Origin of the sequence: Pseudarthrobacter sp. SORGH_AS 212 (assembly GCF_030818145.1) — a bacterium.
GTDB lineage: Bacteria > Actinomycetota > Actinomycetes > Actinomycetales > Micrococcaceae > Arthrobacter.
This window is the reverse complement of record NZ_JAUTAA010000001.1, coordinates 1,068,628-1,087,688: the sequence shown is the minus strand read 5'-3', so window position 1 is coordinate 1,087,688 and position 19,061 is coordinate 1,068,628. Positions and strand designations below refer to the sequence as shown.

16 protein-coding genes and 1 tRNA gene are annotated in these 19,061 nt (G+C 65.0%); 11 read left to right on the top strand and 6 right to left on the bottom strand.

What is annotated here, in order from left to right:
• Positions 1-186 precede the first annotated feature (186 nt).
• Together otsB and QE394_RS04825 are read right to left on the bottom strand one after the other, a co-directional pair.
• Positions 187-1,017 (bottom strand): trehalose-phosphatase, encoded by an 831-nt coding sequence (gene otsB / locus QE394_RS04830; protein WP_349033875.1) that lies wholly within the window; start codon positions 1,015-1,017, stop codon positions 187-189.
• Positions 1,007-2,509, bottom strand: coding sequence for a trehalose-6-phosphate synthase (locus QE394_RS04825; RefSeq protein ID WP_056078571.1), 1,503 nt, complete (start codon positions 2,507-2,509; stop codon positions 1,007-1,009). Before QE394_RS04825 ends, otsB begins: the two co-directional genes overlap by 11 nt.
• 179 nt (positions 2,510-2,688) lie before the next feature.
• On the opposite strand from QE394_RS04825, the gene QE394_RS04820 reads away from it, so the two are divergent.
• From QE394_RS04820 to QE394_RS04800, 5 genes are all read left to right on the top strand, one after another.
• Positions 2,689-3,564 carry a thioredoxin domain-containing protein gene (locus tag QE394_RS04820; protein ID WP_056078567.1) on the top strand — a complete coding sequence of 292 codons (876 nt, stop codon included), beginning with the start codon at positions 2,689-2,691 and terminating at the stop codon, positions 3,562-3,564.
• Between the two features lie 189 nt (positions 3,565-3,753).
• Positions 3,754-3,830: transfer RNA gene (locus QE394_RS04815), tRNA-Thr, on the top strand.
• A gap of 114 nt (positions 3,831-3,944) precedes the next feature.
• Positions 3,945-4,367 carry a ChaB family protein gene (locus tag QE394_RS04810; RefSeq protein ID WP_056078601.1) on the top strand — a complete coding sequence of 141 codons (423 nt, stop codon included), beginning with the start codon at positions 3,945-3,947 and terminating at the stop codon, positions 4,365-4,367.
• 138 nt (positions 4,368-4,505) lie between these two features.
• A complete protein-coding gene (locus QE394_RS04805; protein ID WP_349033874.1) occupies positions 4,506-6,674 on the top strand; it encodes an elongation factor G-like protein EF-G2 in 2,169 nt (722 codons plus the stop codon).
• An 11-nt stretch (positions 6,675-6,685) separates the two neighbouring features.
• On the top strand, positions 6,686-7,951 hold the full coding sequence (locus tag QE394_RS04800) for an MFS transporter (RefSeq protein WP_349033873.1): 1,266 nt from the start codon (positions 6,686-6,688) through the stop codon (positions 7,949-7,951).
• Between the two features lie 84 nt (positions 7,952-8,035).
• On the opposite strand, the gene mmsB is transcribed toward QE394_RS04800, so the two are convergent.
• The 3 genes from mmsB to chvE form a co-directional block, all read right to left on the bottom strand.
• Positions 8,036-9,316, bottom strand: a complete 1,281-nt coding sequence (gene mmsB, locus QE394_RS04795; protein WP_056078557.1) for a multiple monosaccharide ABC transporter permease — start codon at positions 9,314-9,316, stop codon at positions 8,036-8,038.
• Positions 9,317-9,320: 4 nt separating this feature from the next.
• On the bottom strand, positions 9,321-10,850 hold the full coding sequence (mmsA, locus tag QE394_RS04790; RefSeq protein ID WP_056078554.1) for a multiple monosaccharide ABC transporter ATP-binding protein: 1,530 nt from the start codon (positions 10,848-10,850) through the stop codon (positions 9,321-9,323).
• A 109-nt stretch (positions 10,851-10,959) separates the two neighbouring features.
• Positions 10,960-12,090, bottom strand: a complete 1,131-nt coding sequence (gene chvE / locus QE394_RS04785; RefSeq protein ID WP_200937757.1) for a multiple monosaccharide ABC transporter substrate-binding protein — start codon at positions 12,088-12,090, stop codon at positions 10,960-10,962.
• 417 nt (positions 12,091-12,507) lie between these two features.
• Here chvE and QE394_RS04780 point away from each other — a divergent pair, with 417 nt between their 5' ends.
• The 6 genes from QE394_RS04780 (at position 12,508) to QE394_RS04755 (ending at position 17,361) form a co-directional block, all read left to right on the top strand.
• Positions 12,508-13,224 (top strand): L-ribulose-5-phosphate 4-epimerase, encoded by a 717-nt coding sequence (locus QE394_RS04780; protein ID WP_056078552.1) that lies wholly within the window; start codon positions 12,508-12,510, stop codon positions 13,222-13,224.
• 35 nt (positions 13,225-13,259) lie between these two features.
• Entirely contained in the window at positions 13,260-14,780 is a 1,521-nt protein-coding gene (gene araA, locus QE394_RS04775) for an L-arabinose isomerase (protein WP_349033872.1), read from the top strand.
• Between the two features lie 54 nt (positions 14,781-14,834).
• Entirely contained in the window at positions 14,835-15,848 is a 1,014-nt protein-coding gene (locus QE394_RS04770) for a LacI family DNA-binding transcriptional regulator (protein ID WP_056078594.1), read from the top strand.
• 92 nt (positions 15,849-15,940) lie between these two features.
• A complete protein-coding gene (locus QE394_RS04765; protein ID WP_056078545.1) occupies positions 15,941-16,129 on the top strand; it encodes a hypothetical protein in 189 nt (62 codons plus the stop codon).
• A 104-nt stretch (positions 16,130-16,233) separates the two neighbouring features.
• Positions 16,234-16,536, top strand: a complete 303-nt coding sequence (locus QE394_RS04760) for a DUF4193 domain-containing protein (RefSeq protein ID WP_349033871.1) — start codon at positions 16,234-16,236, stop codon at positions 16,534-16,536.
• 273 nt (positions 16,537-16,809) lie between these two features.
• Positions 16,810-17,361, top strand: coding sequence for a hypothetical protein (locus QE394_RS04755; RefSeq protein ID WP_261621057.1), 552 nt, complete (start codon positions 16,810-16,812; stop codon positions 17,359-17,361).
• 79 nt (positions 17,362-17,440) lie between these two features.
• Here the strand turns inward: QE394_RS04755 and QE394_RS04750 are convergent, their stop codons facing one another.
• On the bottom strand, positions 17,441-18,994 hold the full coding sequence (locus QE394_RS04750) for an APC family permease (protein ID WP_349033870.1): 1,554 nt from the start codon (positions 18,992-18,994) through the stop codon (positions 17,441-17,443).
• Positions 18,995-19,061 lie beyond the last annotated feature (67 nt).

The following is a 19,061-nucleotide window of genomic DNA, read 5'->3' as shown; positions in this document are numbered from 1 at the left end:
GGACGATCCGTTGTGAATGGTTCATGTTTGTTCAGTTTTGTGTTGCATATGCGTTCCGGCAGGGCCGGAGCGCATCGAGTGACGCCGCACGGTTCTTGTGCGCCACATCACAAGAAAGAGTATGGCAGAACCTTCGCTTTTTATCGCAAATGTTACGAACGTCACACCGGGGGCGTTGCCGGCCGTTTAGCCGGCAGGCGTCCCGTCCCGTCCGCCCACGGCAGAGCTCCGCGCCGCAAGCAGCGCTTCAAGCAGCTCTGCCACGTGGACCGGAGCTTCCACCCGGTACTGCGCCTGGGTGAAGTCGAGGCCTACCTTGACCCCCACATCCCCCGGCCCAAGGCGGGCGAAAGCATCTTCGTCGGTGGTGTCATCCCCCGCGAACAGCACGGCGGTAGCTCCCGCTGCCTGGCGAAGGAACGCGACTGCCTCGCCCTTGGAGGCGTGCACCACGGAGGTTTCCAGAACCCGCTTGCCGTTCTTCAGGAACACGCCCTTGCGGTCCTCCAGCAGTGAGCGCGCGGCGGCGACGGCGTCCTCGGCGACATCGTCCGCAGCCTGCCGTGTGTGCAGCACCACGCCTGCCGGCTTGTCCTCGAGCATTGTTCCAGGGGCTTCCCCGGCGATCTCGGCGAGGACGCCCCTGACCTCGGCCAGCAGCGTCCGCTGGTCTTCGTCCAGCTCGAGCCCTGCGGACCCCGGGCCCAGCCAGGCTTCCGCGCCGTGGCTGCCGATGAGCAGCGACTCGGCCGGCGGCGAGGCCACGCCGCGCAGCGAGGCGAGGGCGCGTCCTGAGATGAGTGCCGTCGTCGTGCGTGGAAGCGCCGCCAGCCCGGCAAAGGCGGCGGCCGCGCGAGGGAGCGGCCGGGCATCGTCCGCATGCGGAACGATCGGTGCCATGGTGCCATCGAAGTCCATTGCCACCAGCAACTGGTCAGTGCTGGCGATGGTCCGGACGGCTTCCCTCAGTTCCGGTGTCAGGGCGAGCGGCGCTGCCGTACCTGGTTCAGGAGTCATCGCGGACCACCTTCTCGTTCAGCGCGCGCAGGAAGTCGGCGGACCAAAGATCCACGTCGTGTTCCAGGATCTGTTTGCGCATGGACCGCATGCGGCGCCCGGCTTCGCGCGGAGCCATCTCAACGGCATTCATGATGGTGTTCTTCAGGCCGGCGATGTCGTGCGGGTTGATCAGCAGGGCCTGCTTGAGCTGGTCAGCCGCGCCGGCGAATTCGCTGAGGACCAGGGCGCCGTCGTTATTGTTGCGCGCGGTGACGTATTCCTTGGCCACCAGGTTCATGCCGTCCCTGAGGGCGGTGACCAGCATGACGTCTGCCGCCAGGTAGAGGGCCACCATTTCCTCCACCGGGTAGCTGTGGTGCAGGTAGCGGACGGCGGTGTTCTGGATGGTGTCGTAGGTGCCGTTGATGTGGCCCACGGTGCCTTCCACTTCCTCGCGGAGCAGGCGGTACTGTTCAACCCGCTCCCGGCTGGGGGAGGCCACCTGGATCAGCGTCGCATCTCCCACGGACAGCCGGCCGTCCGCCAGGAGTTCCTCGAAGGCCTTCAGCCGGTGCCGGATGCCCTTGGTGTAATCCAGCCGGTCCACGCCCAGGAGGATGGTTTTCGGATTGCCCAGGTCCTGGCGGATCTGCCGGGCCCGCTCGATGATGTCCGGCCTGGCGGCAAGTTCGGTGATCTGCTTGACGTCGATGGAGATGGGAAACGCCTGCGCACGGGCGATATGGGTGATCTGGCCGTCGTGGCCCTTGACGTGCACCTGTTGCTGCTTGACGCTGGCGCCAAGGAAGCGCCGGGCCGAGCGCATGAAGTTGCCGGCGTCGCTGACCCGCTGGAAGCCCACCAGGTCGGCGCCAAGCAGTCCGTCGATGATGGCGTGCCGCCAGGGCAGCTGGGCGAAGATCTCCGGCGGGGGAAACGGGATGTGGTTGAAGAACCCGATGCGGAGGTCCGGCCGTGCCTGGCGGAGCATGCGCGGAACAAGCTGCAACTGGTAGTCCTGGACCCAGACGGTGGCGCCGTGGTCCGCATGGTGCACGACGGCGTCCGCGAACCTTTGGTTGACCTTGCGGTAGGAATCCCACCAGGTGCGGTGGAACTCGGGCGGTGCGATGACGTCGTGGTACAGCGGCCACAGCGTCGCGTTCGAGAAGCCTTCGTAGTACAGCTCGACGTCGTCTGTGCTGAGCTGGACCGGAACCAGGTCCATGCCGCCGTGGCTGAACGGCTTTACCGTCTCGTCGGGAGCGCCGTGCCAGCCCACCCAGGCGCCGTCGGTCTTGGTCATCATCGGAGCAAGTGCGGTCACCAGGCCGCCCGGGGAGCGGCGCCAGCCGGACCCGTCGTCCCCGCTGTCGCCGGGGGCGACCCGGTCGACCGGCAGCCTGTTGGAGACCACCATGAAGTCGTACTTCGTGGCCTGGCCGTGGCCGGATGCGGCCTTTCCTGACGGCTTTGCTGTGGCGGGTTTTTCCTGGACGGGTGTTTGCATTGCGGCCCCCTGGGGTTGCTTGTGCCTCTAAGCCACCCTAGCCGTGCGGAATCATCCGTGCTATTCGTCCGTTGGTCAACCCGGGTGGATAGTTGAAGAAGCAAGCTCTCAGGTTTCTCCCCTAAAATGGTGGAAGTGCCACGAAGTGGTCCCTCCACGTCGACCGACCCAAGGAACACATGAGCCCCGGAAACGAAGTACGTAAGTCGAAAGCTGAGCGAACCGCGGAGGCGCGGGAAAAAGCGCGCCAGATCCGTGAGGCCCAGCTGAAGAAGGACAAGCGCAACAAGCTTCTGATCGGCTGGGGCATTGTGGCGGCTGTCGTCGCCATCCTGGTGGTCGTGGGGCTGGTGGTCACCACCAGCATCAAGCAGAACACCCCCATCGCGGACCAGGGGCCCGTGCCCGCGAACGGTAACGCCAACGGCGGCGTGACGCTGGTCGCCAACACCGGTGTGAAATCAACGGACTCCGCGACGGTGGACATGGCCAAGGTGCCGGCCAAGCCGGACACGCAGCCGAACCCCGTTGTTGCCCCGGGCGCGGAAGCCGAGGCCGGCCAGCCCGTGAAGGTTGTGGCGTACATCGACTTCATCTGCCCGGTCTGCAAGCGGTTCGAGAGCACCTACAACGAGGCCCTCACCGGCCTGCGCAACGAAGGAAAGATCAGCCTGGAATACCGGCCGCTGGGCTTCCTTGACCGCCAGTCAAGCACCAACTACTCGTCCCGCGCAGCCAACGCGGCAGCGTGTGTAGCAGACAAGGCGCCGGAGAAGTACGCCGAATATGTCGACACACTCTTCGCCAACCAGCCCGCTGAAGGCAGCGCCGGCCTCTCCGATGACAAGCTCAAGTCATTGGCCGGCGATATCGGTGCAGACATCAACAGCTGCGTTGACGATAAAACGTTCCGCCCGTACGTCAAGTACTCCACCCAGCTCGCATCCAACATCGGTATTACCGGTACGCCCACCATCTTCGTGGATGGCAAGCAGTGGGACGGCAGCTCCGACCTCAACGCCGAGATCCAGGCGGCCATTGCAGCGAAGGGCTAAGACCCCTTTAGCCTCCAGGCGGCCCGTTTCCGGAACTTCCGGGAGCGGGCTGACTGCGTTAAGGGCCGGAGTCCGGCTTCCTTCCCGGCCGTGGGCCAAGGTCCCCAACCCGCGAGCCTGCCGTTTTTACCACCGGCAGCACTTGGGCTACGCTTATCTGGCGCCGTCAGGCGCCGCCCGTATGGGCACGCCTCCTTAGCTCAGTTGGCCAGAGCACCGCTCTTGTAAAGCGGGGGTCGTCGGTTCGAATCCGACAGGGGGCTCCACTCATGCCCGGGATGCCGGTACCCGTCCGTTTCGTCATTCCCCGCGCCGCCGTTCCAGGGTTAAGCTGGTGCCATCCGAATGATCAGCCTGCTGATGAATGGAGGATGGCTGCCATGCCCAAGACCGGCAAGAACGACCATGCCCGCAAGGACGAACTTCCCTCGACCCTGCAGCGTTCCGACCAAAAGGCCCAGGACACCTTCGCCAAGACGTACGACTCCGCCATCGAGTCCTACGACGACGAACGCCGGGCAGCGCGGACCGCCTACGCATCCCTGAAGCACAGCTACGAGAAGGTGGGCGACCACTGGGAAGCCAAGGACAAAAAGGGGCCGTCGGACAAGCGGGCGGAAGAGAAGGGCCCCGGTTCATCCACGCCCACGGCGGGAGGCGTGGACGCCAATGCCTCGAAGGAACATCTCTACGAACTGGCCCGGAAACTGGACGTCAAGGGCCGCTCCAGGATGGACAAGAATCAGCTTGTCCAGGCAGTGCAGAAAGCCAACGACGCCGCCACGCGCAAGGCCAGGTCCTAGTCCCTCCGGCACGCGAGGGAAAGCGGACGGCGTCCCTGGCCGCAGCGCCGTCCTGGCCCTTGCCCTAACGCCTCCCAGGGTGTCGAATTTGAGGACACGCTAGGACGGGTTGCACGGCAAAGATGCCAGGAGGTTCCCATGTCGGTGAAGAGTGCCAAAGACACGGCCAGGGCTGCAAGTGGCCGGAATGGGGCCGAACCACGCCGGGCCGATTCTGCCGCCCGCATCGCGGCACTGGAACCGGCCAGCATCCGGAACATCGCGCTGATCGGACACTCCGGAGCCGGCAAGACCCTGCTGATTGAAGCACTTCTGGCTGCCAACGGAATGATCACCCGCAAAGGATCCATAGCTGAGGGGACCACTGTAGGCGATTCCGATCCCGCTGCGATCCACCAGCAACGGTCCGTCACTCTTTCCCTGGTGCCCCTCATGCTGGACGAAACCAAGGTTAACCTGCTGGACACACCCGGTTATCCCGACTTCATCGGGGAAATGCGGGCCGGCCTCCGCGCAGCGGACGCCGCCCTTTTTGTTGTTTCCGCCGTCGACGGAATTGATGCCACCACCACCGCGTTGTGGGCGGAGTGCGCGCACCGGCGGCTCCCGCGCGCAGTGGTGATCACCCGGCTGGACCACCCGAGGGCGGATTACGACGGCGTCCTCGCGGAGTGCCGGAAGGCGTTCGGCGACGGCGTCCTCCCGCTCTACGTCCCGGTCGGCTCCGGCGGCGGACGCACCGGATTGCTGGGACTGCTGTCCGGAACGGTCACGGATTACACCCCGGGGGAAAGCCCTGCCACCCGGGACGCCGCAGCCAACGACGCGGCGGCTGCGGCCGGGGCCCGCGGAGAGCTCATCGAGGGGATCATCGCCGAAAGCGAAGACGAAACCCTGATGGAGCGCTATCTGTCCGGCGAGGAAATCGGTACCGGCGTCCTGATCGAAGACCTGGAGACCGCCGTAGCCCGTGGTTCGTTCCATCCGGTCATCCCCACGTCCGCGGTCACCGGCCTGGGAACATCAGAACTGCTGGACATGCTGGTGCGCGCGTTCCCGCCGCCCACGGAGGCGGGCGTTCCGGAGGCGACGGACCTGGAGGGCCGGCACGGCCGGTCCCTGGGCTGCGACCCGTCGGGGCCGTTGGCCGCGGAAGTGGTGAGAACCTCCAACGATCCCTTCCTGGGCCGGATCTGCCTGGTCCGCGTGTTCTCGGGAACCCTGCGCGAGGACTCGCCGGTGCACGTTGGCGGGCACGGCCTGGCGGACCGGGGGCACCAGGACCACGACACCGACGAACGCGTCACGCACCTGTTCTCGCCGTTGGGAGCTACCCTGCGGCCTGTGCCCTACTGCGTGGCGGGGGACCTGTGCGCCCTGGCCAAGCTGGGAAGCGCCGAAACCGGTGACACCATCTCGTCCCGGGAGGATCCGCTCATGCTCGCCACGTGGGAGATGCCCGAACCGCTCCTTCCCGTGGCCGTGGAAGCCGATTCCCGCAGCGACGAGGATGCCCTGGCCCGGAGCCTGGGGAAAATCGCCGCCGGCGACCCAACCATGCGCGTGGAACGGAACGCTGAAACGCACCAGCTGGTCCTGTGGTGCATGGGGGAGGCGCATGCCGACGTCGTGATGGACAGGCTCCGTGAGCAGGGCGTGAAGCTGCACGCCGTGGACGTGGTGACACCGCTGCGGGAAACCTTCGCGGGCCCGGCCACCGGGCACGGACGCCACGTCAAACAATCCGGGGGGCACGGGCAGTACGCCGTGTGCGACATCGAAGTGGAGCCGCTGGACCGGGGCGGCGGCTTCGAATTCGTGGACAAGACGGTGGGCGGGGTCATCCCGGGGACGTTCATCCCTTCCGTGGAGAAGGGGGTCCGTACACAGATGGAGAAAGGAGTATCCGCCGGGTTCCCCGTGGTGGACGTCCGCGTGCGGCTGGTGGGCGGCAAGGCCCACAGCGTCGATTCGTCCGACGCCGCCTTCCAGGCTGCCGGCGCCCTGGCCCTGCGGGAGGCGGCTGCTGCCGGACGGATCCAGCTCCTTGAGCCGGTCTCAGCAGTCAGCATCACCGTTGCGGACGAGCACGTGGGACCCGTCATGAGCGACCTCTCGGGCCGCCGGGGCCGGCTGACCGGCACGACGTCGTCGGGCGGGGGACTCACGGACATCAGCGCCGAGGTGCCGGACCAGGAACTGCTGCGCTACGCCGTCGAACTCCGCGCCCTCACAGCGGGTACGGGCCGTTTCAGCCGCATCTACCTGCGCCACGACCCCGTGCCGCCCGGCTTCAGCCCCACCTGAACCGGGCCCTGATGAATCCGGCCGCCCGCAAGATCCAGAGCGCCTACCTGGTGCTGACGCTCGGCAACACCCTTGCAGCGTCCTTTATCTGGGGGATCAACACGCTGTTCCTGCTCGACGCCGGCCTGAGCAACCTGGAAGCCTTCGCCGCCAACGCCTTCTTCACCGCAGGCATGGTGCTGTTCGAGGTCCCCACCGGGGTGGTGGCGGACAGTTGGGGCCGCCGCGCTTCGTTCCTCCTGGGAACCGTGACCCTCGCCGGCTCCACCTTCCTCTATTACCTGCTGTGGCAGTACTCGGCGCCGTTCTGGTGGTGGGCCGCCGTCTCCGTGCTGCTCGGCCTGGGATTCACCTTCTTCTCCGGCGCGGTGGAAGCCTGGCTGGTGGATGCCCTGCAGTATGCCGGCTACGACGGCACCCTCGAAACCGTGCTGGGCCGGGGCCAAATGGTGTCCGGCATCGCCATGCTGGCGGGATCCGTTGCCGGCGGCGTCATCGCGCAGGCCACCAACCTGGGCGTTCCCTTCCTGCTGCGGGTGGCAGTGCTGATGGCCATGTTCGTTGTCGCCTTCCTGCTCATGCACGACGTCGGATTCACCCCCGAACGTTCGGCCCGCCCGCTCGCCGCCACCCGCGCCGTCCTCAAGGCCTCCGTGGACGGCGGGCTCCGGCATCCGCCCGTCCGGTACATCATGCTGGCCGCCCCGTTCACGCAGGGCGTGGGTATTTACGTCTTCTACGCCCTGCAGCCCTACCTCCTGCAGCTCTTCGGGGATCCCCGTGCCTACGCAGTGGCCGGCCTTGCCGCCGCCATCGTGGCCGGGGCCGACGTGGTGGGCGGGTGGATGGCGCCGCGGGTCAGGAAACTGGTCCACCGGCGGACCACGGTGCTGATCGCCAGCAACGTGGCCAGCGCACTGATCCTTGTGGCGCTCCTGTTTACCACCACGTTCTGGCTGGCCCTGGTGCTGCTCATGTTGTGGGGGATGGTGGGTTCGGCCGGGGTCCCGGTCCGCCAGGCGTACCTGAATGACATGATCCCCTCCAAGCAGCGGGCGACGGTGCTCAGCTTCGACTCCCTCATGGGTTCCAGCGGTGGAGTGGTGGTACAGCCATTGCTGGGACGGGCCGCGGACCTTTACGGCTACCCGGCCTCCCTTGCCGTCAGCGGGGCCGTGCAACTGCTGGCCGCACCCTTCATCCTGATGAGCCGGCGCCAGCGCTCGCCGGCGGACACCGCCACGGAGCTGGCTGCCCCCGAGGAATTGACGGGGTGAACCGGTGCCGCACGGAAAGGCCCCTGCTGCCTGGACGTGGTCCACGCAGCAGGGGCCTTCGTTTCGTACGGGTTGCAGAAAGTACTACTTGCGGCCGGCCTCCACCGTTTCGTTGGAAGCCGGAGCGGGCTTCTCCTCCGCGGGCGGCGGACTGGTCTTCAGTTTGAAGCGCTTTCCAATCCCGCCGCCGCCACCGCTGCGGTTCTTGTTGAAGATGTCGAACCCGACGGCGACAAGGAGCACCAGGCCCTTGATGAGCTGCTGGTAGTCGGTGCCAAGGCCCAGGATGGACATGCCGTTGTTGAGGACGCCCATGATCAGGCCACCGATCATTGCTCCGGCCACGGTTCCGATGCCGCCGGTGACAGCGGCGCCGCCAATGAATGCTGCGGCGATGGAGTCGAGTTCGAAGCCGGTTCCGCCGGCCGGCTGTGCCGAGTTGAGGCGGGCAGTGAAGACGAGGCCGGCCAGTGCGGCAAGAACACCCATGTTCACGAACAGGCGGAACGTGACGGCCTTGGTCTTAATGCCGGAAAGCTCAGCCGCGTGGAGGTTCCCGCCAATGGCGTAGGTGTGCCGCCCGAAGACACTGTTGTTCATGAGGGCGGTGTAGGCGATCACCAGTGCGGCCAGGACCACCAGGACGATCGGCGTGCCCCGGTAGGACGCCAGCAGGAAGGTGATGATGAGCATGAGCAGCGAAGTGAACGCGGTCTTGATGATGAACCAGACCAGGGGTTCGCTTTCAAGATCGAACTTCCGGCGGATCCTGCGCTCTTTGAAGGCCTGGATCAGCAGGGCAGCGGTGGCGCCGACGCCCAGGATGACGGTGAGCCATTCCAGCACGGAGGTGCCTCCGGAGATGTCCGGAAGGAAGCCTCCGCCGAGGGCCCGCAGCTCCGCGGGAAAGGGGGTGATCTGCTGGTTCCTCAGGGTGATGAGGGTCAGCCCCCGGAAAATCAGCATGCCCGCCAGCGTGACGATGAAGGCCGGAATCCCCACATAGGCGATCCAGTAGCCCTGCCAGGCGCCCACCAAGGCGCCAACCAGGAGGCAGGCGGGGATGGCGGCCCACCACGGCCAGCCCCAGTGCACGATCATGACGCCCGCGACGGCGCCGATGAACCCGGCTACCGAGCCGACGGAAAGGTCGATGTGTCCGGCGATGATTACCATCACCATGCCGATGGCAAGGATCAGGATGTAGCTGTTCTGGACCACCAGGTTGGTGACGTTCTGGGGTTGCAGCAGGATCCCACCGGTGAGCCCCTGGAAGAGCAGAACGATCAGGATCAGGGCAACGAAAATGCCAACCTGGCGGAGGCGGCTGGTGAGGAATCCGAGCGATTCTCGTAGGGCGGACATTTCGCTATTCCTTCTCTTTGGTCATGTAGTGCATCAGGGTTTCCTGGGTCGCTTCTGCGATGGGCACTTCACCGGTGATGTGGCCGGCTGCGAGGGTATAAATGCGGTCGCAGATGCCCAGCAGTTCGGGAAGTTCCGAGGAAATCACAATGACTGCTTTTCCTTCGGCTGCGAGCTTGGCAATGATCGTGTAGATCTCGAACTTGGCGCCGACGTCTATCCCGCGGGTGGGTTCATCAAGGATGAGCACGTCGGGGTCGGAGAACATCCATTTGCTCAGCACTACCTTCTGCTGGTTTCCACCGGACAGCTTGCCGGTGATGGCGGCCACGGAGGGCGCCTTGATGTTCATGCTCTTGCGGTAGCCGTTGGCCACCACGGTCTCCTGGTTCTTGTCCACGAAGCCGCGCTTGGCGAGCTTGCGCAATGCAGCCAGGGAGATGTTCCGCCTGATGTCCTCGATGAGGTTCAGGCCGTAATGCTTCCGGTCCTCGGTGGCGTACGCGATGCCGTGCCGGATGGCCTCAGACACTGTGGAGGTGTTGATTTCCTCGCCGTACTTGTAGACCTTGCCGGAGACGGTGGTCCCATAGGTCCGGCCGAAGACGCTCATGGCAAGTTCGGTGCGGCCGGCGCCCATGAGGCCTGCCAGCCCTACCACTTCACCCTTCCTGACGTGCAGGTTTGCGTTGCGAACCACCATGCGGCTGTGATCCTGCGGGTGGCGAACGGACCAGTCCTCGATCCTCAGGACCTCGTCGCCGATGTTGGGCTCACGCTCCGGATACAGGCTCTCCAGGTCACGGCCCACCATGCCGCGGATAATCCGTTCCTGGGTGATCTGGCCTTCATCGAGCCGCAGGGTTTCGATGGTCTTACCGTCCCGGATGATGGTGACCGCGTCAGCCACTTTCCGGATCTCGTTGAGTTTGTGGCTGATGATGATGCTGGTGACACCCTGGCCCTTCAAGTGGAGGATCAAGTCCAGCAGATGGCCGGAATCCTCGTCGTTAAGAGCGGCGGTGGGCTCGTCAAGGATCAGCAGCTTCACTTCCTTGGAGAGGGCCTTGGCGATTTCGACCAGTTGCTGCTTGCCGACGCTGATGTGCTGCACGGGGGTGACCGGATTTTCATCCAGGCCAACGCGCGCCAGCAGCCTTGCTGCCTCGAGGTTGGTCTTGCGCCAGTCCACCCAGCCGTTGGTGGCCTGTTCGTTGCCCAGGTAGATGTTCTCGGCTATGGACAGGAACGGGCTCAAGGCCAGTTCCTGGTGGATGATGACAATTCCCCGCTTCTCGCTGTCCGAGATGCTGGAGAAGTTGCAGGGTTCGTTTTCGAAGAGGATCTCCCCGTCGAATGTGTTGTGAGGATAGACGCCGGACAACACTTTCATGAGCGTTGACTTCCCGGCTCCGTTTTCACCGCAGATGGCGTGGACCTCGCCACGGTTCACGTCCAGGGTGACGTCCTGCAGCGCTTTCACGCCCGGGAACGTCTTGGTGATTCCTCGCATTTGAAGAATGGGTGTGTTCATCGTCAATTCCCACTGACTGGTCGAAAGGTTGGCCGTCCTGCTGCTGCAGAAGGCTGCGGGAGGAAGCTGTGGCCGGACCCCGGGTCCGGCCACAGCTGCCGGGCGCTGACTACTTGACGTCAGCGTCGGTGTAGTAACCCGAGTCGATCAGTTCCTTCTTGTAGTTGTCCTTGGTGATGATGACGGACTTCAGCAGGAAGGCAGGGACCACCTTGACCTTGTTGTCGTAGGTCTTGGTGTCATTGGTTTCCGGCTCCTGGCCCTTGAGGACGGCGTCGACCATCTTGACGGCCTGGGCGCCGAGCTGCCGCGTGTCCTTGAAGATCGTGGAGTACTGCTCGCCGGCAACGATCGACTTAACAGAACCCTTTTCGGCGTCCTGGCCGGTGACGACGGGCAGGCTTCCCTTGGCGTAGCCGCCGGTGCTGGTAAGGGCCGAGATGATGCCGATGGACAGGCCGTCGTAAGGGGACAGCACGCCGTTCAGCTTGGTACCGGAGCTGTAGGCGGAGGTGATGATGTCTTCCATGCGCTTCTGGGCAACAGGCGCCTGCCAACGGAGGATCGCCGCCTGCTCAAACTTGGTCTGGCCGCTGGGGACCTTGAGGGTGCCGGCGTCCAGGTAGGGCTTGAGGGTGTCCATGGCCCCGGTCCAGAAGAAGTTGGCGTTGTTGTCGTCCGGGCTGCCCGCGAAAAGCTCGACATTGAAGGGGCCCTTGCCGTCCACCTTCTTGCCGCTGGCATCGACGAGGCCCAGGCCGGTCAGCAGCGAGGTAGCCTGCTGGACACCAACGGTGTAGTTGTCGAACGTGGTGTAGTAGTCCACGTTGGGCGTGCCGTTGATAAGGCGGTCGTAAGCGATGACCTTAACGTTCTGCTCCTTGGCCTTGGCCAGGACGTCGGTCAGGGTAGTGCCGTCAATGGCGGCGATGATCAGGGCCTTGGCGCCCTTGGTCAGCATGTTTTCGATCTGCGACACCTGGGTGGGGATGTCGTCATTGGCGAACTGGAGGTCCGTCTTGTAGCCGAGGTCCTTCAGGGACTTTTCGACGTTGGCGCCATCTGCAATCCAGCGTTCGGAGGTCTGCGTAGGCATCGAGATGCCAACCAGTGAATCACTGGGGTTGGCGGCAGCACCGCTGGATTCGCTCGTTCCGCCGCGGGAGCCGCAACCGGTGGCGCCCACCGTCAGGGCGAGGACAAGGGCCACCGCGCCCATCAGTTTTTTGATTCTCACCATAATCTCCTTCCGCGGCAGCACTGCCACGAAGTGTTGTTGGATCAGGCAGCACCCGTGCTGCCGATCCTGGCCACATTGTTGATGTGTCGGTTCAATATAGACCTATTTGTGAACGCTAACAAGAGGCCGGGGTTTGAATTTCAAGAACCTTTCGGCTTCATTGACTTCTACTTTGTTAGCGTTCACACTTACTGCAGCACTTAGCACTACCCGATCCCTACAGAACCCGGTAATGAGGCCGCTGCCTCCCGGACGGAGGCACCACATGCCAGATTCGTTGTTCCCTTCCATCCCCGGGCCAGGCCTCGGCCATCCCGTCATCGGTGTTCATGACGGGACGCCCTCCGGCATCCGGCGCACAACCCCGGGGATCACGCAGTCGGCCGCTGCGTCAGAGGCTCCCACGGAGGTGTCCGCATGAGCGTCGCAGCAGGAATCCTGGAGACCATTGCCCGGGTCCGGCAGGAAGTGTGCGCGCTGCATGCCGAACTGACCCGCTATGAACTGGTGGTGTGGACCGCCGGCAACGTCTCGGCCCGCGTGCCCGGAACGGACCTTATGGTCATCAAGCCCTCCGGCGTCTCCTACCAGGACCTGACCCCGGAGCAGATGATCGTCACTGACCTGCACGGCACCCCCGTCCGGGGAACCAATGTCGGTGCTGGAGGCACCGTCGATTGGGGCAATCCGCCGCTGTCGCCCTCGTCGGACACGGCAGCGCACGCCTACGTGTACCGGCACATGCCTGAAGTGGGCGGCGTGGTGCACACGCACTCCACGTACGCCACCGCCTGGGCTGCACGGGGTGAGGCCATTCCGTGCGTGTTGACCATGATGGGTGACGAATTCGGCGGATCCATCCCGGTGGGACCGTTCGCCCTGATCGGTGACGACTCGATCGGCCACGGCATTGTGGAGACGCTGAAAAATTCCAATTCGCCGGCAGTTCTCATGCAGAACCACGGTCCGTTCACCATCGGCAAGGACGCCAAGTCTGCGGTGAAGGCTGCCGTGATGTGCGAGGAAGTGGCCCGCACGGTGCACATCGCCCGGCAGCTCGGTGACCCGCTGCCCATCGACCAGGGCCACATCGACTCCCTCTACGCCCGCTACCAGAACGTCTACGGCCAATAACGCCTGTGGACACCAGGAACTTTCCAGGAGAACCCATGAGTACAGCAGCATCCACTTCCCTTGACGGCTATGAGGTCTGGTTCCTTACCGGCAGCCAGCACCTGTACGGGGAGGAAGTCCTCAAGCAGGTGGCCGCCCAGTCACAGGAGATCGCCAACCAGCTCAACGCCTCCTCCGCCGTCCCGGTCAAAATCGTCTGGAAGCCTGTCCTGACCGATTCCGACGCCATTCGCCGCACCGCCCTTGAGGCCAACTCGGATGATTCCGTCATCGGCGTCACCGCCTGGATGCACACTTTCAGCCCGGCCAAGATGTGGATCCAGGGCCTGGACCTGTTGCGGAAGCCGTTGTTGCACCTGCACACCCAGGCCAACCGTGACCTGCCGTGGGCGGACATCGACTTTGACTTCATGAACCTGAACCAGGCCGCGCACGGCGACCGCGAGTTCGGGTACATCCAGTCCCGCCTGGGCATCGCCCGGAAGACCGTCGTCGGGCACGTCTCCAACCCCGAGGTGGCGCGGCAGGTGGGTTCGTGGCAGCGTGCCGCAGCGGGCTGGGCCGCGGTCCGGACATTGAAGCTGACCCGCTTCGGCGACAACATGCGCAACGTTGCCGTCACCGAAGGCGACAAGACGGAGGCGGAGCTGCGCTTCGGCGTCGCCGTCAACACCTGGTCCGTGAACGAGCTGGCGGACGCCGTGCACGGCGCTCCGGAGTCCGACGTCGACGCCCTGGTGGCCGAATATGAGGACCTCTACGAGGTGGTGCCGGAGCTCCGCACGGGCGCGGCCCGGCACGACTCGCTGCGGTACGGCGCCCGGATCGAACTCGGGCTGCGCAGCTTCCTCGAGGCCAACGGGTCGGCCGCGTTCACCACCTCGTTCGAGGACCTTGGCGCCCTCCGCCAGCTTCCCGGCCTGGCCGTGCAGCGGCTGATGGCCGCCGGGTACGGCTTCGGTGCCGAGGGTGACTGGAAGACCGCCGTCCTGGTCCGTGCCGCGAAGGTCATGGGTGCCGGCCTGCCCGGGGGCGCGTCCCTGATGGAGGACTACACCTACCACCTGGAACCCGGGGCGGAGAAGATCCTCGGCGCCCACATGCTCGAGGTCTGCCCCTCCCTGACGGCCGCGAAGCCGCGGCTGGAAATCCACCCGCTCGGCATCGGCGGCAAGGAAGACCCCGTGCGGCTGGTGTTCGACGCCGATGCCTCCCCGGGCGTCGTCGTCGCCCTGTCCGACATGCGGGACCGTTTCCGCCTGGTGGCCAACGCCGTGGACGTCGTCCCGCTGGACCAGCCGCTGCCCAACCTGCCGGTGGCCCGCGCCCTGTGGGAGCCCAAACCGGACTTCGCCACGTCCGCCGCCGCCTGGCTTACCGCAGGCGCCGCGCACCACACGGTGCTTTCAACCCAGGTGGGTATGGACGTGTTCGAGGACTTCGCCGAGATTGCGAAAACCGAACTGCTCACCATCGACGAAGGCACCACCATCCGCCAGTTCAAGAAGGACCTGAACTGGAACGCCGCCTACTACAAACTTGCGGGCGGGATCTGATCCGATGGCACGGCTGAGGTGCCGGCCCCGGTGGCTGCCGCGGACACGGACCCCGTGACGGACAGCAGGCCACGCCGGCTGCCCAGGCTCGAGGACGTGGCGGAACTCGCCGGGGTCTCGCACCAAACCGTGTCACGGGTGGTCAACAACCATCCGAGCGTCAGCCCCGGGACCCGTGGAAAGGTGGAAGCGGCGATCGCCACACTCGGCTACCGCCGCAACACCGCCGCACGGAGCCTGGTCACCCGGCGTTCACAGACCATCGGTGTCTTGGGCAGTGAGCTCTCGCAGTACGGCCCTGCCAACACCATGTTGGGGGTGGAGCGCGCGGCCCGGGACGCAGGATATTTCGTCAGTGTGGCTGCGCTGCGGGAGGTCAGCCGGGACGCGATCCTGGACGCCGTCCGGCACTTCCTGGACCAGTCCGTGGACGGAATCGTGGTGATTGTTCCGCACCTGGAGACATTGGCCGCACTGGCAGAACTGCCCATCGGAGTGCCGGTCGTGGCCGTTGGGTCCAACGGAAATGACACAGTTGGCGGGGTCAAGGTGGACCAGCGCCGCGGCGCCGAACTGGCGGTGGAACACCTCATTGGGCAGGGGCATGTGCGGATCGGGCACATCGCGGGGCCGCAGGACTGGATAGACGCCGTGGCCCGCGCCGACGGTTGGCGTGCCGCCCTTGAAGCCGCCGGACTCGCCGCGGACCTGGTTATCGAGGGTGACTGGAGCGCGGGCAGCGGCTACGGAATTGGCCGGCAACTGGCGGCCAACCCCCGTGCCACGGCGCTCTTTGTGGGCAACGACCAGATGGCCCTCGGGGTCCTGCGGGCGCTGAACGAGGCGGGCATCAGGGTACCGCAGGACGTATCCGTGGTGGGCTTTGACGACCAGCCTGAGGCGGGCTACTTTTGTCCGCCGCTGACGGTGGTCCGGCAGGACTTTGAAGAACTCGGCCGGCGGTGCATGGACATGATGCTCGCGGAGCTCGGCGGCACGCCGGGTCCCCGGACGCTGGTGGTGGAACCGGAACTTGTCCTGCGCAGCAGTACGGCGCCACCCGGCTGAGGGCGCGCCCTCAGCCCTGGGCAGTTCCGGATTTAACCAGGCAGAGATACCGGGGAAACGCGCACACAACATCCGGCGCCTAAGTTTCAGGAATGACAGAGAACATTCCCGGCAGGTTCCGCCAGTGGTTCACCGCCTTCGCCTTCACATCCCCGGAACAGGCCGCTGACGCCATGGCTGAGGCATCCCGCTGGGGCTGGCTTCCGGCCCTGAGCGGCGTGGCAGTGGGGGCCGACCATGCCCGCGCACGGCACGACGAATCGACCGCCGGCGTAGGCTGACTGGCTGGTTGAGCACACTATTGCGCCTGTAACGGGGTCATGCCCTAAACTGCTGCACTGAGGTGCCTGAAATGGCGCTGTGCAGCAACGAAAGTGAACACGCTATGGCTACCGATTACGATGCTCCACGCAAGCAGGAAGAAGAGTCTCCCGCTGACTCGCTTGAGGCACTCCAGGCGTCCCGCGGCGGCAACGCGCAGACCGCCGTCATCGATCTCGAAGAGAACGACACCGCTGAAGGCATTGACCTGCCCGGCGCCGACCTCTCCACCGAGGAACTGACAGTTGTTGTCGTTCCGGAGCAGTCCGACGAATTCACGTGCTCCTCGTGCTTCCTGGTCCGCCACCGGTCGCAGGTTGCCCTCGAAAAGAACGGCCTCAAGTACTGCCGCGACTGCGAAGGCTGAGCTTCCACCAGGTTTCAGCGCCGCCCACCCCACTGGGGTGGCCGGCGCTTTCCTGTATCCCCCGGGCAACCGTTATGGGTGGTAACGGGCAGGTGCAGGAACGGTGCCGAACGGGTTAAGAAGGCCCCGGAAACGGCCCCTGTTTTATGCAGCCTTAATGCTGCGGACGGCAGGCTAACGGTTCCGCCCCGAAGCGGCCACAGGCCTCGTTTCACCGTTCCCGCCGTCCTAATCTGGAGCTATCCAATCGCTCCTTCCTTGGGTGGCACCACAATGAAAAAACTCTCCATCTGGTTCACGGCCATCCTTGTGGCCGTGGGACTGGGATTGCTGGTTCCGGGGCCTGCCTCGGCAACCACCTCGTATTGCGGGCTCACATGGGGCTCGCTAATGAAGACGGACGACTCCATGAGCGGCGCGCCCGTCACCAATGTCCGCACCGGACAGCACTATTGCTTCGACCGGCTGGTGGTTGACCTGGGCAGCGGCCCGGCCCCCGGCTACTCCGTCCGCTACGTTGGGCAAATCACTCAGGACGGTTCCGGCAAACCGGTCGAGATCCGGGGTGGCGCCCGCCTGCAGGTGGTTGTCCGGGCACCTGCCTATGACGGGAACGGCGACGCCACGTACAAGTCCGCCGACCAGGTTGAGCTCGCCAACGTCTCCGGTTACCAGACCTTCCGCCAGGTGGTCTGGGCAGGAAGCTTTGAGGGCCAGAGCACTCTCGGCGTGGGCGTCCGCGCCCGTCTTCCGTTCCGTGTCTTCACGCTGGACGGGCCGGGTTCAGGCTCCCGGCTGGTGGTGGATGTGGCGCACTTCTGGTGACGGCCGGCGTCGTCAAACAGGAAAGGTGCCGTCCCCGCGTTGGCGGGAACGGCACCTTTCCTGTCCTGTGCAGGCGTCTTTACTCCGGGACCACCAGGGCCGGGGTGTCTTTCCGCAGCGTTTCGCCACGGAAGAAACCGGGGCGTACCCGGGCCATGATCAGCATGAAGACCGCGCCGAGCGCCAGGATACCGACGCCGAGGATGAACACCAGTCCCACGCCGAAGATTTCGGAACCGCTGCCGAACTCGGGCGCCAGGCTGTCCACGGCGGTCTGGAAGAACACGACGAACAGGCCCACGCCGCCCAGCACCGGGCACAGCAGCCGCAACACGAAATGGCGGACGCTGGTGAAGAGGCTGTGCCGGAAGTACCAGGCGCAGGCCAGTGCCGTCAGGCCGTAGTAGAAGCAGATCATCAGGCCCAGGGCCAGGATGGTGTCATTGAGGACGTTCTCGCTGACCACATGCATCACGGCGTAGAACCCCGCGGACATGATGCCGGCAGCGATGGTGGCGAAGCCCGGCGTCGCGAACTTCCGGCTGACGCGGCTGAAGGGTTCAGGCAGGGCCCCATAGTGGGCCATCGCCAGGAGGCTGCGTGACGGGGACATGAACGTGGACTGCAGGGACGCGGCCGAGCTGGAGAGCACTGCGAGGGACATCAGGATGGCGAACGGGCCCATGATGGGGGAGGCCAGCGCTGTGAAGATATTCTCGTGGTTCTCCGCGTTGTTCAGCCCGTTGCCGGTATCGCCGACGCCGGCGAACATCATGGTGGCGATGCTCACCAGCAGGTAGATGGCCAGGACAATGACGGCCGTCAGGGTGCCCGCCACGCCGGCCGTCTTCTTGCCGTTGGCTGTCTCCTCGTTCACTGTGAGGCAGACGTCCCAGCCCCAGTAGACGAAGATGGACAGTGAAATTCCTGCGGCCACCTGGCCGAAGGTCTCGATCCTGGTGACGTCGAACCAATCCCAGCTGAAGGGGATGGCGGTCTCCGAGGTGGACCAGTTGGCGAAGGCCATGCCGACGAACAGGCCGAGCACCAGCAGCTGGAATCCCACCAGGCCGTACTGCACCACTTTGGTGGTGTGCAGTCCGCGGTAGCTGACCCAGACAGCCAGGGCGACGAACACCAGGCAGGTCAGGACGTTCAGGGCCTTGTTATCGGCCAGTTCCGCCAATTCCGGTGAACCGGTGAGCTGGGACAGGAAGAGGTAGAAGAAGTCGACGGCCACGCCGGCGAGGTTGGACAGCACGATGATGTTGGCCGCCAGGAGGCCCCAACCGCCCATCCAGCCGACCCAGGGGCCGAACGCTTTGCTGACCCAGGTGAAGGTGGTGCCGCTGTCCGGTGAATCGGCGTTGAGTTCCCGGTAGGCCAGCGAGACCAGGATCATGGGGATGAAGCCGATCAGGAAAATCACGGGCAGCTGGAGTCCGGCTTCATTGACGGTGGGGCCCAGTGCGCTGGTCAGGGTGTAGGCGGGGGCGATCGTGGAAATTCCCAGGACGACGACGGCGAGGAGCCCCAGCTGCCCGCCCTTTAGTCCCTTGGCGGTAATGTCGCCGCTGCCGTGCAATTGCTCGCCCCGCGCGGCGGTGGAGCTGGTGCGGAGTGCTTCTGTCATGGCACCGCTTTCTGAAAGCTTATGACCGGGGTCACTATATGAATGGCGTTCATTTAGTATGGGGCTG

Coding starts and splice junctions, on each gene's coding strand:
- QE394_RS04760 (WP_349033871.1), top strand. CDS start 16,234: ATGGCTACCGATTACGATGCTCCACGCAAGCAGGAAGAAGAGTCTCCC.
- QE394_RS04765 (WP_056078545.1), top strand. CDS start 15,941: ATGACAGAGAACATTCCCGGCAGGTTCCGCCAGTGGTTCACCGCCTTC.
- QE394_RS04800 (WP_349033873.1), top strand. CDS start 6,686: ATGAATCCGGCCGCCCGCAAGATCCAGAGCGCCTACCTGGTGCTGACG.
- QE394_RS04755 (WP_261621057.1), top strand. CDS start 16,810: ATGAAAAAACTCTCCATCTGGTTCACGGCCATCCTTGTGGCCGTGGGA.
- QE394_RS04820 (WP_056078567.1), top strand. CDS start 2,689: ATGAGCCCCGGAAACGAAGTACGTAAGTCGAAAGCTGAGCGAACCGCG.
- QE394_RS04805 (WP_349033874.1), top strand. CDS start 4,506: ATGTCGGTGAAGAGTGCCAAAGACACGGCCAGGGCTGCAAGTGGCCGG.
- mmsB (WP_056078557.1), bottom strand. CDS start 9,316: ATGTCCGCCCTACGAGAATCGCTCGGATTCCTCACCAGCCGCCTCCGC.
- araA (WP_349033872.1), top strand. CDS start 13,260: ATGAGTACAGCAGCATCCACTTCCCTTGACGGCTATGAGGTCTGGTTC.
- QE394_RS04780 (WP_056078552.1), top strand. CDS start 12,508: ATGAGCGTCGCAGCAGGAATCCTGGAGACCATTGCCCGGGTCCGGCAG.
- chvE (WP_200937757.1), bottom strand. CDS start 12,090: ATGGTGAGAATCAAAAAACTGATGGGCGCGGTGGCCCTTGTCCTCGCC.
- QE394_RS04810 (WP_056078601.1), top strand. CDS start 3,945: ATGCCCAAGACCGGCAAGAACGACCATGCCCGCAAGGACGAACTTCCC.
- mmsA (WP_056078554.1), bottom strand. CDS start 10,850: ATGAACACACCCATTCTTCAAATGCGAGGAATCACCAAGACGTTCCCG.
- QE394_RS04825 (WP_056078571.1), bottom strand. CDS start 2,509: ATGCAAACACCCGTCCAGGAAAAACCCGCCACAGCAAAGCCGTCAGGA.
- otsB (WP_349033875.1), bottom strand. CDS start 1,017: ATGACTCCTGAACCAGGTACGGCAGCGCCGCTCGCCCTGACACCGGAA.
- QE394_RS04750 (WP_349033870.1), bottom strand. CDS start 18,994: ATGACAGAAGCACTCCGCACCAGCTCCACCGCCGCGCGGGGCGAGCAA.